This window comes from Burkholderia sp. Bp9004 (genome assembly GCF_003858025.1).
Classification (GTDB): Bacteria; Pseudomonadota; Gammaproteobacteria; order Burkholderiales; family Burkholderiaceae; genus Burkholderia; species Burkholderia diffusa.
In genome coordinates this window covers 1-13,506 of sequence record NZ_QTQD01000003.1, presented here as the reverse complement: position 1 = coordinate 13,506, position 13,506 = coordinate 1, and the positions used below count along the sequence as shown (strand labels likewise).

Sequence of the window (13,506 nt, the reverse complement as noted above, 5' to 3'; positions counted from 1 at the left end):
GCGCGGGCCCCTCCATCAGCACACACGACACAATCCGGCGGCGTGCGCGCCGCCGGCACATGACATCCCAGGAGACGACAATGACTGCTCTCGACGCGGCCGCAGGCCGCTCGCCCGCCGCGCCCGCCCAATCGGCCGAACTCGACCGCACCTACAAGAAAGTGTTCTGGCGCATCGTGCCGTTCCTGATGCTCTGCTACGTGGTCGCGTATCTCGACCGCGTCAACGTCGGCTTCGCGAAGCTGCAGATGTCGCAGGACCTCGCGTTCAGCGAAACCGTGTTCGGCCTCGGCGCCGGCATCTTCTTCCTCGGCTACTTCCTGTTCGAGCTGCCGAGCAACATGCTGATGCACCGCATCGGCGCGCGCATCTGGATCGCGCGGATCATGATCACGTGGGGCCTGCTGTCCGCGCTGTTCGCGTTCGTGAAGACGCCGACGCAGTTCTACGTGCTGCGCTTCCTGCTCGGTCTCGCCGAAGCCGGCTTCTATCCGGGCGTGATCCTGTACCTCACGTACTGGTTCCCGTCGCATCGCCGCGCGAAGATCATCGCGGTGTTCATGTCGGCGATCCCGGTGTCGGGCATCTTCGGCAACCCGCTGTCGGGCTGGATCATGGAGCGCTTTCACGGCGGCTCGGGCTTCCACGGCTGGCAATGGATGTTCATGATCGAGGCCGTGCCGGCCGTGCTGGTCGGCATCGCGACGATCCTGTATCTCGACAACAGCATCCGCAGTGCGAAATGGCTCGACGAGCGCGAGAAGCAGATCCTCGAGGATGAAATCGCCGCGCAGCCGCAGGAACAGCAGAAACACGGCCATTCGCTGAAGGCCGTGTTCTCCGACCCGCGCATGTGGTGGATGTCGCTGATCTACTTCGCGTTCGTCACCGGCCAGTACGGCCTCACGTTCTGGATGCCGACGCTCGTCAAGTCGACCGGCATCACTGATACGTTGCAGATCGGCCTGCTGTCGGCGATTCCGTTCGTCGTCGCGATCGTCGTGATGAACCTGTTCGGCCACAGCGCGGACAAGCGCCGCGAACGCCGCTGGCACCTGATCGTGCCGGCGCTGATGGGCGCGGTCGGGTTTGCGGTCGCCGCGTCGTACTCGCACAATACGGCGGTGTCGATCGTGTTCCTGTCGCTCGCGGCGGGCGGCGTGCTGACCTGCGCACCGCTGTTCTGGTCGCTGCCGACCGCGTTTCTCGCCGGCTCCGCCGCGGCCGCCGGGATCGCGATCATCAACTCGGTCGGCAACCTCGCCGGGTTCGCGAGCCCGTACGTGATCGGCTACCTGAAGGACGCCACGCACAGCACGGCGTCCGGCATGTACGTGCTGGCCGCCATGCTGGTGATCGGCGCGATCGCCGTGTGGCTCACGCCCGCGAAACTCGTGAACCGCTGATCCGTCATTCGACGCGGGGCGCCGTGCGCCCTGCCCCATTCATTCACAGGAACCGCTGCCATGCCCCGCTTCGCCGCCAACCTCTCGATGATGTACACCGAGCACGCGTTCCTCGAACGCTTCGCCGCTGCCTCGTACGACGGCTTCAAGGCCGTCGAGTACCTGTTCCCGTACGACTTCGCCGCCGAGGACATCCGCGCACGCCTCGACGCACACAACCTCGAGCAGGCGCTGTTCAACGCGCCGCCCGGCGACTGGGCCGCCGGCGAACGCGGGATCGCGTCGCTGCCGGGCCGCGAGGACGAGTTCCGGCGCGGCATCGACCAGGCGCTCGACTATGCACGCGTGCTCGGCAACAAGAAGCTGCACGTGATGGCCGGAATGGTCGCGCCGGGCGCCGACCGCGCGCGCCATCGCGATACCTACGTGGCAAACCTGCGGCATGCGACGCAGGCGGCGGACGCGCATGGCATGACGATTCTGATCGAGCCGATCAACCAGCGCGACATGCCCGGCTATTTCCTGAGCCGCCAGGACGATGCGCATGACATCCGCGCGGAAGTCGGCGCGCCGAACCTGAAGGTGCAGTTCGACTGCTATCACTGCCAGATCGTCGAGGGCGACCTTGCGATGAAGCTCAAGCGCGATTTCGCGGGCATCGGCCACATCCAGATCGCCGGCGTGCCCGAGCGTCACGAGCCGGACATCGGCGAACTCAACTACCCGTATCTGTTCGCGCTGATCGACGCGCTCGGCTACGACGGCTGGATCGGCTGCGAGTATCGCCCGAAGGCCGGCACGTCCGAAGGGCTTGGCTGGCTCAAGCCTTATCTGTAATCCAGGCATTCCGAAGAGGGCTCACAACATGAAAGTACTGATCACCGGCGGCGCCGGCTTTCTCGGCCAGCGTCTCGCGCGCAAGCTGCTCGAGCGCGGCGAACTGACCGGCCCCGATGGCCGGACCGGCAAGATCGACGAACTGGTGCTGCTCGACGTCGTCAAGGGCAGCGATTTCGGCGACGCCCGCGTGACATCGATCGTCGGCGACATCGCCGATCGCACGGTGCTCGAACGCGCGATCGACGCGCAGACGGGCGCGATCTTCCATCTCGCGGCGATCGTCAGCGGCCAGGCCGAAGCCGATTTCGATCTCGGCATGCGGATCAACCTCGACGCGTCGCGCACGCTGCTTGAAGTGTGCCGCGCGCGCGGCCATCGTCCGCGCGTCGTGTTCACGAGCTCGGTGGCCGTCTACGGCGGCGTGTTGCCCGACGTCGTGCAGGACGACACCGCGCTGAATCCGCAATCGTCGTACGGCGCGGAAAAGGCGATCGCCGAACTGCTGCTGTGCGACTACGCACGGCGCGGCTTCGTCGACGGCCGCGTGCTGCGGCTGCCGACCATCAGCGTGCGGCCGGGTCGCCCGAACGCGGCCGCGTCGTCGTTCGCGAGCGGTATCATCCGCGAACCGCTGAACGGCGAGGAAAGCGTATGCCCGGTGCCCGGTTCGACGCGGCTGTGGCTGCTGTCGCCGCGCGGCGCGATCGACGCGCTCGTCGCGGGTTGCGAAATCGACAGCGAGAAGCTCGGCAACAAGCGCGTGATCAACCTGCCCGGCCTGTCGGTGTCGGTCGACGAAATGATTGCGGCGCTGCGCGAAGTCGCGGGCGACGACGTCGTGAAGCTGATTCGCCATGCGCCGGACGAACGCATCGAGAAGATCGTCGGCAGCTGGCCGGGCCGCTGGGACACGGCGCGCGCCGAAGCGCTCGGACTGAAGGGCGACACGTCGTTCGCGGACGTGATCCGCAGCTACATCGCCGACGAGCGGCGTTGATGGCCGCGCCGCCCGGCGGGGCACGTGGCCGCGTCGGCGAGCCGCTTCCCGCCCGGCTGGCAGGCAACGTCGGGCCGCATCAGCGCGGCCCGGCGGACTCCCCGACGGGCATCGATGCGCGCTTCGCCTCGTACGGCGAGCGCGCCGCGCCGGCCGCATGCTGCCATGCCAGCAAGCCCGGCAGATAGAACAGCAAGTCGCGCACGCGCCGCGCGCCGGCGAGCGCCAGGCAAGTCGTCGCGTCGAACCCGAGCAGCCCGCCGATCAGCACGAACCCGCCCTCCTGCACGCCCAACCCGCCCGGCATCAGGAACGCGATGCTGCTCAGGAGCTGGATCAGCGCTTCGATCGCGAGCGCCTGCGCGAATGTAGGATCGGCGCCGAGGAAACGCAGCGCGAGCCAGATTTCCAGCGCATAGCCGACAAATTGCAGCGTCTGCCAGATCGCCAGATAGCGGACGACGATACCCGTCTTTCTCCAGATCATCCGGATCGACTGATCGGTGCGTGCCGATTCGCCGACCAGCGCCACCACCTTGCCGCTCGTGACGCGGTTGACCACGCGCATCGCGCGCTCGAACGGCCGCGCGTGCTGAACCAGCGCGAACAGCAGCAGCACCGGCACGAGCGCCGCCATGCCGATGGCGAGGCGCGCGGCCACCTGCGCGGCGTCGGACGACACGTGTTCGAGCACGTAGCCGATCGCGACCAGCGCGAACACCAGTTGGCTGATCAGCGTCAGCTGCATGTCCGCGACGAGGCTCGCCACGGCGGTCGCCGGGCGCACGCCCGCCTGCCGCAGCAGGCTGAACGACACGATCTCGCCGCCGATCCGCGCGACCGGCAACAGCCCGTTGATCGATTCGCGGATCCACACGAGCTTGAGCATCGTCGCGAACGACGGCCGGCGCGGGCCACGGATCAGCAGCCGCCAGTCCCACGCATTCGCGAGCATCGGCAGGATGTGGGCCAGCGCGGCGATCAGCAACCCCGCGCCGGCGATCCGCAACCGGTGCAGGATCTCCAGCGGATGTTCGCGCCAGATCAGCCACACCGCGAGCACCAGCCCGGCCAGCGCCGCCGCGCGCCCCGCATGCCGCAGCCGTGCGTCGCGACGCGCGGACCGCCGGTCCGCGCCTTCGACATCGAAATGCGTGTCCTGCATCATGATTTCCCTGCCGGCGACAGCAAGCCCTCGCGATCGACGCGAAAGCGCGTGCCGCGCCAGACGACGTGCGACGAGAAGAAGCTCGACACGAACACCAGGAACTGCAGCAGATCGACGAACGGCAGCCAGAGGGCGCCGCGCAGCCCGGCACCGGTCGCACGGCTCGTTTTCAGCATCAGCAGCGCCCGCGCGGCGAGCGCCGCGACCGTCAGCCAGCAGGCGGCGCGCGTACCGCCGGAGAACAGCACGGCCAGCAGCGCGAGCGGCACCGGGTGCATCAGCACCGACCCGGCGTGACCGAGCCGGTCCGCCGCGCGAATCGTGCAGCTCCAGCGCAATTCGTGCGCGTACAGGCTGGCGAAGGTCTCTTCGACACAGGCATGTCCGACGACGAACGACGGGACGACGACCTGCGCGCCGACCTGCCGCACCGCTTCGCCGAGCGCGTGATCCTCGGCCAGGTGATGCGCGAAACGCGCGAGCCCGCCGATGCGTTCGAGCGTTGCGCGCGTGATCGCAATCGTCTGGCCAAAGCACGGACGGGCGCGCCCGATGAAAAGCCCGGTAATGACGCCCGGCAGGAAATGGTAGTTCGTCATCGCGACGGCGACACCGGGCCAGAAGCCCGGCGACGCGATGCCGCGATACACGCTCGTCACGATGCCGACTTCCGGCTGCTGTAGCGCGCCGACGACGGCACGCAGATAATCGCGCTCGACCAGCACATCGCTGTCGGCGAGACACAGCACCGAATGCTCCGCATGTTCGAGCATGTTGACGAGATTCGCGATCTTGCGGTTCGGCCCGTACAACCGCGCATCGGCGACGACCTTGATGTTCGCGTCCGGATAGCGCGCGCGCAGCGTCTCGACGGCCGCGAGCGCCGCGTCGCCCGCATCGTGCACCCCGAACAGATGCTGTACCGGCCCCGGATAATCCTGGACGAAGAAGCTTTCAAGATGCTGTACGAGATTCCATTCGTCGCCGTGCAGCGGTTTCGCGACGGTGACGCCCGGATAATCGCGCGGCATCGCCCGCGCGCGCGAAAAGAACCGGCCGACGAGCACGCTGGCCGTGACAGTGTAGGCAATGCCGAGCAACACGCCCAACCCGCAGGCGATCGACATCGCGCCGGCCAGCGCGTACAGCACATGCAGCAATACCATGCTTCTCCCCAGTGGTGGCCCAGTGACCGCGACGCCCGGGGCCGGAACGCGCGAACGCGCGCTCACCCTTACACGCCGCCGTATCGATTCCCGTTGAGCCGGATATGCAGGACGATCAACCAACGGTACGCGCAATCAGATGACACGACTACCGTGCGGCGATCGATTCCGGACACGCGCACATAGCCGCACACGTCAGCGGCCCTGAACGCCGCATCGGCCACCTTACGGGCCGACAGGATCGCGGTTGTGACCGCGACGACGGTCCACATGCGGAATGTCATCGTCGTGAAAAACGCTTCGGGTACGCGCAGCGCAAACAACGAAACCAGCACGAAACACTGAATGAACATACCGGCGAGCGCGGCGATCAACAAGTAGGCGCGCCAGCGCTCGATCGTCGAGGGTGCCATCAGGAATGAACCTCCCGTGCGGACGGCCCGCATCGATCGTGCGTCGATCGACATGGTCGCGGGTGGACGGGCAAGCGCGTGCCGGACGCGCCGAACCCGGTTCGGGATCAGGGGAAGCGGAGATCGTCCCGAGAAATGTTGTGGCCGATGGTAGCGGGAATGCCGGTGCCGAACCTTAAGCGTTCTTCAGAATCGGGCGATATTTGAGGGAACGCAATTACAATCCGTTGCACGGCGCGCACAGTCGGGCTCGTACAATTGCACGTATCTGCACACGAATCGACCATGCGACTCCTCCTTGTCGAAGACGACGACCTGATCGGCAGCGGCCTCGAAATCAGCCTGAGTCAGGCCGGTTACCAGGTCGACTGGCTGCGCGACGGTCATGCCGCCGCCGCCGCGCTCGCGACGACGCGCTTCGCGCTCGTCGTCCTCGATCTCGGCTTGCCCGGCAAATCGGGAACGGAACTGCTGCGTGCGATGCGGGACGCGGGCGATACCACGCCGGTGCTCGTCCTGACCGCGCGCGGCACCGTGGCCGATCGGGTCCGCGGCCTCGATGATGGCGCCGACGACTATCTCGCGAAACCGTTCGAGCTATCCGAGGTGCTCGCCCGCTGTCGCGCGCTCGTGCGGCGCTCGCAGGGTCGCGCCGGCGACGAGATCGTGTGGCGCAACATCACGATCGACCTGACCACCCAGACGGTGACACGCGATGCCGCGCGCATCGCGCTGACGTCACGCGAATGGACCATCCTCGTTCAGCTCGTCAGTCGTGCGGGCATGCCCCAGTCGCGGGCGCGTCTCGAGGACGGCCTGTATGGATGGCAGGAAGGCATCGAAAGCAATGCGATCGAGGTTCACATCTCGAACCTGCGCAAGAAGCTCGGCGCGGAACTGATCCGGACGGTGCGGGGCATCGGCTACGTCGTCGACAAACCATGACCTCGCGCTCGATACGACGCCGCGTTTCGTCGATGGCGCTCGGCTGCGTGACCGTCGTGTGGATCGTCGCCGTGTTCGGCAGCTTCCGGCACGCGACACGCGAGATCGGCGAATGGGAAGACGCCCGTCTCGTCGAATATGCGTCGCTGCTCGTCGATCTTGCACCGGCCGACCTCGAGCGCCTCGCCCGCTTCCCGCCCGACGCGCGCATCGAACTGGCGCACGGCACGTCGGCCGCGCCCCGAGACAACGACGGTGATCGTCTGCCGCGCGACGTGCTGTTCGAAGTCCGGGACGCTCGGGGCAACGTCGTTGCGTCGAGCCTTCCGGTCGACGCCCCCGGCCGGCCCGATGCAGCGGGCCGAAGCGACACCCCTTCAACGATCGTCGTGCGCGGCACGCAATGGCGCACGCACACGCTGCGCAACGACGTGTCGGGGCGATGGATACGGGTGATGGAGCCGGCCAACACGCACAGCGATCTCGCGACGGGCATCGCGCGCGGCATCGTCTGGCCGCTGATCCTCGCGCTCCCGGTGCTGGCGTTGCTGCTCTGGTACCTGATCGGGCGCAGTCTCGCACCACTGAAAACGCTGTCGACGCAGATCGGCGCGCGCGATGCGCGCTCGCTCGAACCGCTCGCCATCACGACCGTCCCGGAAGAAGTCCGCACGCTGGTCGACGCGATCGACCGCCTGCTCGCCAGACTGCGGCAATCCATCGTGCGCGAGCGGGCATTCACGTCCGACGCGGCGCACGAACTCAAGACGCCGCTGGCCGCGATCAAGGTGCAGGCCCAGGTGGCGCTCGCGACCGACGATCCCGTGCGCAAGCAGCTCGCCATGCAGCGCGTGGTGCAAGGCGTCGATCGCAGCGCGCGTCTCGCCGAACAGTTGCTGCTGCTCGCGCGACTCGACGAATACGAACGCATTCCGGTGCGCGCCGTCGTCGTCCGCGAACTGGTCGACGCGGCCATCGAGCGGCATCTCGCGAAGGCGTCGGATCACTTCATCGACATCGTCGCCACCGGCACGCCCGGACGAGCGATCCAGGCCGATCCGATCCTGCTCGGCATCCTGCTCGACAATCTGCTCGACAACGCGATCAAGTACGGCCGGCAAGGTGGCCGCATCGAAATCGACGTACACGACGACGGCACCGCGCAGCGCATCGTCGTGCGCGACGACGGGCCCGGCGTCGCCCCGGGCGAGCACGAGCGGCTTGGTGATCGTTTCTATCGCGGCGTCGGCACGCAGTTGCCCGGCAGCGGACTCGGGCTGTCGATCGTCCAGCGCATCGCGCAATACTTCGGCGGAACCGTACAGTTCGGGCCCGGCATCGGCGGCCGCGGCCTCGGCGTCACGATCGCGTTGCCGTCGGCTGAATCCGCTCGGATCGATGGCACGCAGGCGTTACCCGGCGAAGTCGCTGCGCGGCCGCACGCTTAACGTTTCGTTAAGGATTCGGCCGTAAAATCCGCCGGAAGATACGGTCCTCATCCGCTTGCCAGGAGCTTTTATGTCTACAACCGCCCGATACGACGCAGTTGCACGCCTTCTTCACTGGCTGATCGTGGCGTTGGTCGTCGCGCAGTATGCAATCGGCTGGACGATGCCCGACGTGCATCGCGATACTCAACCGGTCGGCCTGATCGCCGCGCACCTGATCGTGGGCACCGCGCTGCTTGCCGCAATGGCTTGCCGCGTGCTCTGGCGCGTGACGCATCGCCCACCCGCCGACGAACTGTCGCCCGCGATGCGCGCGGTGTCCGGCGCGACGCACTTCGGGCTCTATGCACTGCTGATCGCGGTGCCGTTGCTCGGCTGGATCAATGCGTCGTCGCGCGCATGGGCCGTGACGCTGTTCGGCGTCGTCCCGTTGCCGGCGCTGTCGGCGGCCGGCTCGGGATTCGGGCACGCGATGGGCGATGTGCACGGCATCCTCGCGTGGGCACTCTTCGGCGGCATCTGCCTTCACGTCTCGGCCGCGGTCGCGCATCGTTTCGTCCTGCGCGACAGGGTCATGCAACGGATGATGCCCTGGTAATTTCGCCGCCGGCTCCCCCTTGTGCACCGTCACGGGCAGATACCCCGCAATGGCCGATCGCGCGCTCGCCTGCATCGCGGCTCATCCTGCAATCCACCTGCGCGCCCGTCGGAATCGGGCAACGAGCTGATCGCGGCGCCGCGCGAAGCGGCGCGCGATCGACGGCCTCGCCGTCCGTGCAATTCGGCCAGGCCGCGTGCCGCGAACGGCATGCGTATCGCCGTACCGCGAACACGTCGGCCTGAAGACACACACGTACATGTCGACACCTAGTTGCCGGTCTGCACCGGCATGACGGAAGCCGGCGCCGGCGCGGCGGGCAAAGCCGCCATCCTCGCCCGATCCTGCTCGGCGAGCTTCGCCAGCGCGGCCTGAATGTCCGCAGGATATTCGCCGTCGTCCCCCTTCGACGGATCGTAGCCCGCCGCTTCCAGACGAATCAGTTCCTCACGAACCTGGGCGCGCGTGAGCGGCGCATTCGATTGCGCGAATGCAGCTTGACCGGATATCACGCCGATCATCATCAGTAGTGCGATACATGTTTTCATCATCAACTCCTTCAATCTTGCGCGCCGATCAACCTTCGTGGATTTCGGGCCGGCCGCGGCAGTCCGCTACGTCAGCTTCCGAAATACGGCGTGCAGAAGCTCTCGGGGCCCACGCACGCGGCCGAACGCGGACGCGACGGCAGTACCGTCGGCCTTCCCGCATCCGAAGTCGCGGCCGGATCGCTGCCGACCGCCGTTTCGGCCTGATGCCGAGGCATCTGTTCGGCTTGCTGCTGGAACAGCGGGCTCACGTCCGGATACGACGTATCGGTCACGAAGCGCAGCCCGTTGTTTTCGGCGTCGATCAGTTGCTGCCTGACCTGCGCGCGCGTCAGTGCCTGTGCCGACGCTTGCGGCACGATACCCGCGAGAGAAATCGCCGCCACGGCGGCGGCCACCAGCCAATGCGTGTTCATGTTCCACTCCTTGAGAAGTCAACGAGACGACGTGCTACACCCGTATGACGACGCTGGGTGTCCGTTTATTCCCGGAATGGCGAACCGCTTGTGCCGGACGTTCATCGAACTGTCATTCTTTCGTCAGCCGGCGTAACCTGACGTAACGCAGGCCCCACCTCGCGTGGGGCAGACTGACGACACCTTGTGGATCGCGCCTCGATCATGTCCGTCGCTTACGACTATGCAGCCGGCCTGCTTCGCGCACTGTTCGACCGTCATATCGACAGCGGTCCCGTGATCGACTCGGCCATGTTCCCCGACGCCGAGCGATTCGTCCGCGCGTGGCCGGCCATTCGCGCGGAAGCGCTGGCCGTCGCGCGCGACCTGCCCCGCATCCCGCGTTTCCACGAGATCATGCGCGAGCAGCACGACATCTCGGCCAACGATGCGCGCGACTGGCGGATGTTCATCATGCAGGCTTACGGCCAGCCGTTCCCGCGCAACCTGTCGCGCTGCCCGACCGTCGCGTCGATCGTCGCGGCGTCGCCGGACGTATTGTCCGCGTCGCTGTCGTTCCTCGCGCCCGGCAAACACATCCCGCCGCATCGCGGACCGTTTCGCGGCATCCTGCGCGGCTATCTCGTGCTGTCGATGCCGAAGCGCGCCGACGGCACGCCGGCCGCGGTGCTGAAGGTCGACGGTCATGAATACCGGCTCGACGAAGGACGTTTCCTGCTGTGGGACGACACGTTCGTGCACGAGGTATGGAACGACAGCGACGAAGTGCGGATCGTGCTGCTGCTCGATATCCGACGGCGCGGGATGCCGCGCTTGCTTACGTGGGTGTCGAATGCGGTGATCGGCGTGGTGCGGCTCGGGATCAGGATTCGCGGGCGGTCGATTCCGGTTTAGCCAACTGCACGGCGCGCGCCCTTCGCGGTCAATCCTCGCGCGCGAGACGCGTCAGAACCTCCGCGAGCGCTTGAATCGCGGGTTGCGCGGCGCGCTGCGCCGGGTAGACGAGGTAGTAACCCAGACCGTTGCGCACCACCTCCGGAAACGGCGTGACCAGCGCTCCGGCAGCCAGCCGATCCGCCGCCATGCGCGGATCGCCGATCGCGACGCCGTGCGCGTGAGCCGCGGCCGTCAACGTCAGTTCGAGCGTATCGAATACGAGCCCGGTGCCCGGGTCGATCTGCGTTGCGCCGACGGCGTCGAGCCAGCATCGCCATTCGTCGCGATTGCGCGCGGGATGCAGCAGCGTCGCATGCGCGAGATCGGCGAACGACTTCAACGACGTGCCTGCGTCGCGCGTGCACATCGGCGTAAGGCACTCGTCGAATAAAGGCACGACCACCATTCCCGGCCAGTTTCCGGTACCGCGCACGACGATGGCATCGAAATCGGCGTCGGTGAAATCCGGTGTGTCGTCTGCCGACGTGTGAATACGCAATTCGGTTCGCGGCAACGCGTGATTGAGGGCCGAGAGCCGCGGCAGCAGCCACCGGATCGCGAACGTGGAAGGCAAGCGCAACGTCAGGGTCGACGCGGAATCCGCATGGGCATGCGCGTGTTGCGCCAGTTGCGCGAGCACGTTGACGGCCACCGTCAGCAACGCGCCGCCTTCCGCGGTCAGCGTCAATCCCGACGGATGACGGACGAACAACGCACATCGGTAGTGCGCTTCCAGTTGCTGCACCTGACGGCTCACCGCACCCTGGGTCCGGCACAGATGCTCGGCGGCCCGGTTGAAACTGCCGAGTTCGGCGGCGGCGACGAACGCCTGGAACGCCGTCAGCGGCGGCAGCGCACGCGTCAGATCCGCCAGCGGATATGCGCGGGCGACATACCCGGGTTGCGGATTATTCGTTTGTTCGGTCATCGCGGCATCGCTATCGTGGTTGAACCGGTTCGCGGCGGCTGTCGCGGCAGGCTCGTCAACAATCAGCGGAGAAATACCATGGTCTCGTCGTCCGACGCACTATACACGCGGCAGGTCGATACCTACCTGAAAGCACTCGAACGCGGCGACGTCGCCGAGATCTGCGCGCTGTTCGCGCCGGATGCACGGATATTCTCGCCGTTTCTCGGCTGGATGGCGCCGCAGCCCTTCTTCGAAAAAGTCGCGGCGGCATCCGGACAAAGCCGGATCACGCCGCTCGACATCTGCGTCAGCACGACGGGCGCACGTCGGGCCACCGGCTATTTCGTCTACGACTGGGGACTGAAGGACGGCTCCGAGGTGCGGTTCGAGTGCGTCGACGTCTTCGAGTTCGACGACGACGCGCGCATCGAGCGCATGGTCATCATCTACGACACGCATCCGGTGCGAAGTACCGTCGGCGACAAATATGCCTAGCCGGATCATGGCGCGACGCAGCAACGTCGTCGCACCGCCGGCCGCACGGCAAATGTCGCTGCTTACGTGGCTGTCGAATGCGGTGATCGGCGTCGTGCGGCTCGGGATCGGGATTCGCGGGCGGTCGATTCCGGTTTAGCGCACGTCACCGGCGCGCGCCGGGTGATCGATCGTTTCTACCGGCCGCTTGTGTGTCGAAAGGGGACGCGGCACGCCCGGGATGCCGGCGCAATCATCAGGATACCTTGCCGGAGTCATCCGTCAACGCATAGATACCGCGCCTGGCGACGCACGGAAAAGGTGGATCGATCGCACGCACATTCGTCAGTTCCCAGCATACGTATCCGGCGCACCATTGCTAGCCTTGCGCGCGGGCTTCATCAGGCGTTCAGTCGTATTCCCCACGACGTCGACCCACGCGAGCGCGATACCATCGGGATCCTCCTGTCCGTCCTGTCGCAGGAAGATCGTGTTCTGCACCAGCACGAGATCGCGCAGCGGCAGGGGGCCGGCGGCGCCCACGACCGGATTTCCACCCGCTTGCGGCCCGCAACGATATCGTCGACGGCGGGTTTGACGATCGACAGCGCGGATCGCGGCACGGCAACGGTTTTCTTCCTCGGTAAATAACGTCACTTCCAGGCGTTGAAGGTTTCATTACAGGCGCAGGAGATTTCCGCCTTCACGATCCATGATCTGCGGCGCTCAGCCTCCAAGTTGCTGCATGAACAGTGCTGGGAGGCGGACGGGGTGGAGAAAGCGTCGAATCACACCATCGGCGGTGTGCGCGACGTCTACAACCGGGCCGAATATGTTGACCAGCGGCGGAAGATGCTGCAGGCGTGGTTGGGCTACATCGACGGGCTGGCGTCGGCGCGCAATCTTGTGGTGTGAGCAGGTACTGGCGCCGGGCCATGGCAAAACCGCTGCCCCTTGTGCGCCCTTCACGACGCAGAATCAGCCGACCTACGCCATGCGCAATATCAGTCCAGGACCCGGCCTAGACTCCCCCCCAGCATTACTGACGCACGCCTTTTTTCGCCCCCGGCCAACGAGAATGGCTGTGCGCTGAAATGAATTTTGTACAGTTAGCCGCCCATCTAAACGGCTTTTCAGATCGATCCTATATTCAAATCGCGAGTAATTGCGCACGCTTGTGCCTGGAGAATTTCATGTACGTCCACATGCTGAGAGCCTGCTGCTAGTCATTCCTTCACTAG

At 66.2% G+C, this 13,506-nt stretch carries 16 protein-coding genes and 1 pseudogene; 10 read left to right on the top strand and 7 right to left on the bottom strand.

What is annotated here, in order from left to right; all coding sequences use genetic code 11:
• Positions 1-80: 80 nt before the first annotated feature.
• Genes DIE08_RS04170 through denD form a run of 3 tightly spaced genes read left to right on the top strand, consistent with a single transcriptional unit; the run spans position 81 to position 3,243 of the window.
• Positions 81-1,406, top strand: coding sequence for an MFS transporter (locus DIE08_RS04170; RefSeq protein ID WP_170296397.1), 1,326 nt, complete (start codon positions 81-83; stop codon positions 1,404-1,406).
• A 60-nt stretch (positions 1,407-1,466) separates the two neighbouring features.
• Complete coding sequence (gene otnI, locus DIE08_RS04165) at positions 1,467-2,243, top strand: 2-oxo-tetronate isomerase (protein WP_124901080.1); 777 nt, start codon at positions 1,467-1,469, stop codon at positions 2,241-2,243.
• A gap of 28 nt (positions 2,244-2,271) precedes the next feature.
• Positions 2,272-3,243 carry a D-erythronate dehydrogenase gene (gene denD, locus DIE08_RS04160; protein ID WP_124901079.1) on the top strand — a complete coding sequence of 324 codons (972 nt, stop codon included), beginning with the start codon at positions 2,272-2,274 and terminating at the stop codon, positions 3,241-3,243.
• 79 nt (positions 3,244-3,322) lie between these two features.
• Here the strand turns inward: denD and DIE08_RS04155 are convergent, their stop codons facing one another.
• From DIE08_RS04155 to DIE08_RS04145, 3 genes are all read right to left on the bottom strand, one after another.
• Positions 3,323-4,411 carry a lysylphosphatidylglycerol synthase domain-containing protein gene (locus DIE08_RS04155; protein WP_124901078.1) on the bottom strand — a complete coding sequence of 363 codons (1,089 nt, stop codon included), beginning with the start codon at positions 4,409-4,411 and terminating at the stop codon, positions 3,323-3,325.
• Positions 4,408-5,577 carry a bacteriohopanetetrol glucosamine biosynthesis glycosyltransferase HpnI gene (gene hpnI, locus DIE08_RS04150; RefSeq protein WP_124901077.1) on the bottom strand — a complete coding sequence of 390 codons (1,170 nt, stop codon included), beginning with the start codon at positions 5,575-5,577 and terminating at the stop codon, positions 4,408-4,410. The genes DIE08_RS04155 and hpnI overlap by 4 nt, the downstream gene beginning before the upstream one ends.
• A 68-nt stretch (positions 5,578-5,645) precedes the next feature.
• On the bottom strand, positions 5,646-6,044 hold the full coding sequence (locus tag DIE08_RS04145; protein WP_124901076.1) for a hypothetical protein: 399 nt from the start codon (positions 6,042-6,044) through the stop codon (positions 5,646-5,648).
• 231 nt (positions 6,045-6,275) lie between these two features.
• On the opposite strand from DIE08_RS04145, the gene DIE08_RS04140 reads away from it, so the two are divergent.
• The 3 genes from DIE08_RS04140 to DIE08_RS04130 all read left to right on the top strand — a co-directional run bounded on the left by DIE08_RS04140 (position 6,276) and on the right by DIE08_RS04130 (position 8,981).
• Positions 6,276-6,935, top strand: a complete 660-nt coding sequence (locus tag DIE08_RS04140) for a response regulator (RefSeq protein WP_124901075.1) — start codon at positions 6,276-6,278, stop codon at positions 6,933-6,935.
• Entirely contained in the window at positions 6,932-8,383 is a 1,452-nt protein-coding gene (locus DIE08_RS04135; protein WP_124901074.1) for an ATP-binding protein, read from the top strand. Before DIE08_RS04140 ends, DIE08_RS04135 begins: the two co-directional genes overlap by 4 nt.
• Positions 8,384-8,453: 70 nt before the next feature.
• Entirely contained in the window at positions 8,454-8,981 is a 528-nt protein-coding gene (locus tag DIE08_RS04130; protein ID WP_124901073.1) for a cytochrome b, read from the top strand.
• A gap of 269 nt (positions 8,982-9,250) precedes the next feature.
• Here DIE08_RS04130 and DIE08_RS04125 read toward each other — a convergent pair whose 3' ends face one another.
• Both DIE08_RS04125 and DIE08_RS04120 read right to left on the bottom strand, forming a co-directional pair.
• Positions 9,251-9,529 (bottom strand): DUF4148 domain-containing protein, encoded by a 279-nt coding sequence (locus DIE08_RS04125; RefSeq protein ID WP_124901292.1) that lies wholly within the window; start codon positions 9,527-9,529, stop codon positions 9,251-9,253.
• Between the two features lie 71 nt (positions 9,530-9,600).
• The gene (locus tag DIE08_RS04120) at positions 9,601-9,945 is read right to left on the bottom strand and encodes a DUF4148 domain-containing protein (protein ID WP_124901072.1); all 345 of its coding nucleotides are present in this window, start codon (positions 9,943-9,945) and stop codon (positions 9,601-9,603) included.
• A gap of 204 nt (positions 9,946-10,149) precedes the next feature.
• On the opposite strand from DIE08_RS04120, the gene DIE08_RS04115 reads away from it, so the two are divergent.
• Positions 10,150-10,839 (top strand): aspartyl/asparaginyl beta-hydroxylase domain-containing protein, encoded by a 690-nt coding sequence (locus DIE08_RS04115; RefSeq protein WP_124901071.1) that lies wholly within the window; start codon positions 10,150-10,152, stop codon positions 10,837-10,839.
• Between the two features lie 28 nt (positions 10,840-10,867).
• Here DIE08_RS04115 and DIE08_RS04110 read toward each other — a convergent pair whose 3' ends face one another.
• Positions 10,868-11,809, bottom strand: a complete 942-nt coding sequence (locus DIE08_RS04110) for a LysR substrate-binding domain-containing protein (RefSeq protein WP_124901070.1) — start codon at positions 11,807-11,809, stop codon at positions 10,868-10,870.
• 78 nt (positions 11,810-11,887) lie between these two features.
• On the opposite strand from DIE08_RS04110, the gene DIE08_RS04105 reads away from it, so the two are divergent.
• Together DIE08_RS04105 and DIE08_RS04100 are read left to right on the top strand one after the other, a co-directional pair.
• Positions 11,888-12,286, top strand: coding sequence for a nuclear transport factor 2 family protein (locus tag DIE08_RS04105; RefSeq protein WP_124622221.1), 399 nt, complete (start codon positions 11,888-11,890; stop codon positions 12,284-12,286).
• A gap of 61 nt (positions 12,287-12,347) precedes the next feature.
• Positions 12,348-12,425: pseudogene (locus DIE08_RS04100) on the top strand (aspartyl/asparaginyl beta-hydroxylase domain-containing protein); the annotation flags it as partial.
• A gap of 241 nt (positions 12,426-12,666) precedes the next feature.
• On the opposite strand, the gene DIE08_RS36005 reads toward DIE08_RS04100, so the two are convergent.
• The gene (locus tag DIE08_RS36005; RefSeq protein ID WP_260436453.1) at positions 12,667-12,888 is read right to left on the bottom strand and encodes an ASCH domain-containing protein; all 222 of its coding nucleotides are present in this window, start codon (positions 12,886-12,888) and stop codon (positions 12,667-12,669) included.
• 43 nt (positions 12,889-12,931) lie between these two features.
• Between DIE08_RS36005 and DIE08_RS04090 the strand changes: the two genes are divergently transcribed.
• Positions 12,932-13,180: a hypothetical protein gene (locus DIE08_RS04090; protein WP_260436452.1), complete on the top strand. Its 249-nt coding sequence runs from the start codon at positions 12,932-12,934 to the stop codon at positions 13,178-13,180.
• The last annotated feature ends 326 nt before the right edge of the window (positions 13,181-13,506 follow it).

What these genes read in the sequence shown, in the direction of transcription:
- DIE08_RS04170 (WP_170296397.1), top strand. Translation starts at nt 81, where the DNA reads ATGACTGCTCTCGACGCGGCCGCAGGCCGCTCGCCCGCCGCGCCCGCC.
- otnI (WP_124901080.1), top strand. Translation starts at nt 1,467, where the DNA reads ATGCCCCGCTTCGCCGCCAACCTCTCGATGATGTACACCGAGCACGCG.
- denD (WP_124901079.1), top strand. Translation starts at nt 2,272, where the DNA reads ATGAAAGTACTGATCACCGGCGGCGCCGGCTTTCTCGGCCAGCGTCTC.
- DIE08_RS04155 (WP_124901078.1), bottom strand. Translation starts at nt 4,411, where the DNA reads ATGATGCAGGACACGCATTTCGATGTCGAAGGCGCGGACCGGCGGTCC.
- hpnI (WP_124901077.1), bottom strand. Translation starts at nt 5,577, where the DNA reads ATGGTATTGCTGCATGTGCTGTACGCGCTGGCCGGCGCGATGTCGATC.
- DIE08_RS04145 (WP_124901076.1), bottom strand. Translation starts at nt 6,044, where the DNA reads ATGTCGATCGACGCACGATCGATGCGGGCCGTCCGCACGGGAGGTTCA.
- DIE08_RS04140 (WP_124901075.1), top strand. Translation starts at nt 6,276, where the DNA reads ATGCGACTCCTCCTTGTCGAAGACGACGACCTGATCGGCAGCGGCCTC.
- DIE08_RS04135 (WP_124901074.1), top strand. Translation starts at nt 6,932, where the DNA reads ATGACCTCGCGCTCGATACGACGCCGCGTTTCGTCGATGGCGCTCGGC.
- DIE08_RS04130 (WP_124901073.1), top strand. Translation starts at nt 8,454, where the DNA reads ATGTCTACAACCGCCCGATACGACGCAGTTGCACGCCTTCTTCACTGG.
- DIE08_RS04125 (WP_124901292.1), bottom strand. Translation starts at nt 9,529, where the DNA reads ATGAAAACATGTATCGCACTACTGATGATGATCGGCGTGATATCCGGT.
- DIE08_RS04120 (WP_124901072.1), bottom strand. Translation starts at nt 9,945, where the DNA reads ATGAACACGCATTGGCTGGTGGCCGCCGCCGTGGCGGCGATTTCTCTC.
- DIE08_RS04115 (WP_124901071.1), top strand. Translation starts at nt 10,150, where the DNA reads ATGTCCGTCGCTTACGACTATGCAGCCGGCCTGCTTCGCGCACTGTTC.
- DIE08_RS04110 (WP_124901070.1), bottom strand. Translation starts at nt 11,809, where the DNA reads ATGACCGAACAAACGAATAATCCGCAACCCGGGTATGTCGCCCGCGCA.
- DIE08_RS04105 (WP_124622221.1), top strand. Translation starts at nt 11,888, where the DNA reads ATGGTCTCGTCGTCCGACGCACTATACACGCGGCAGGTCGATACCTAC.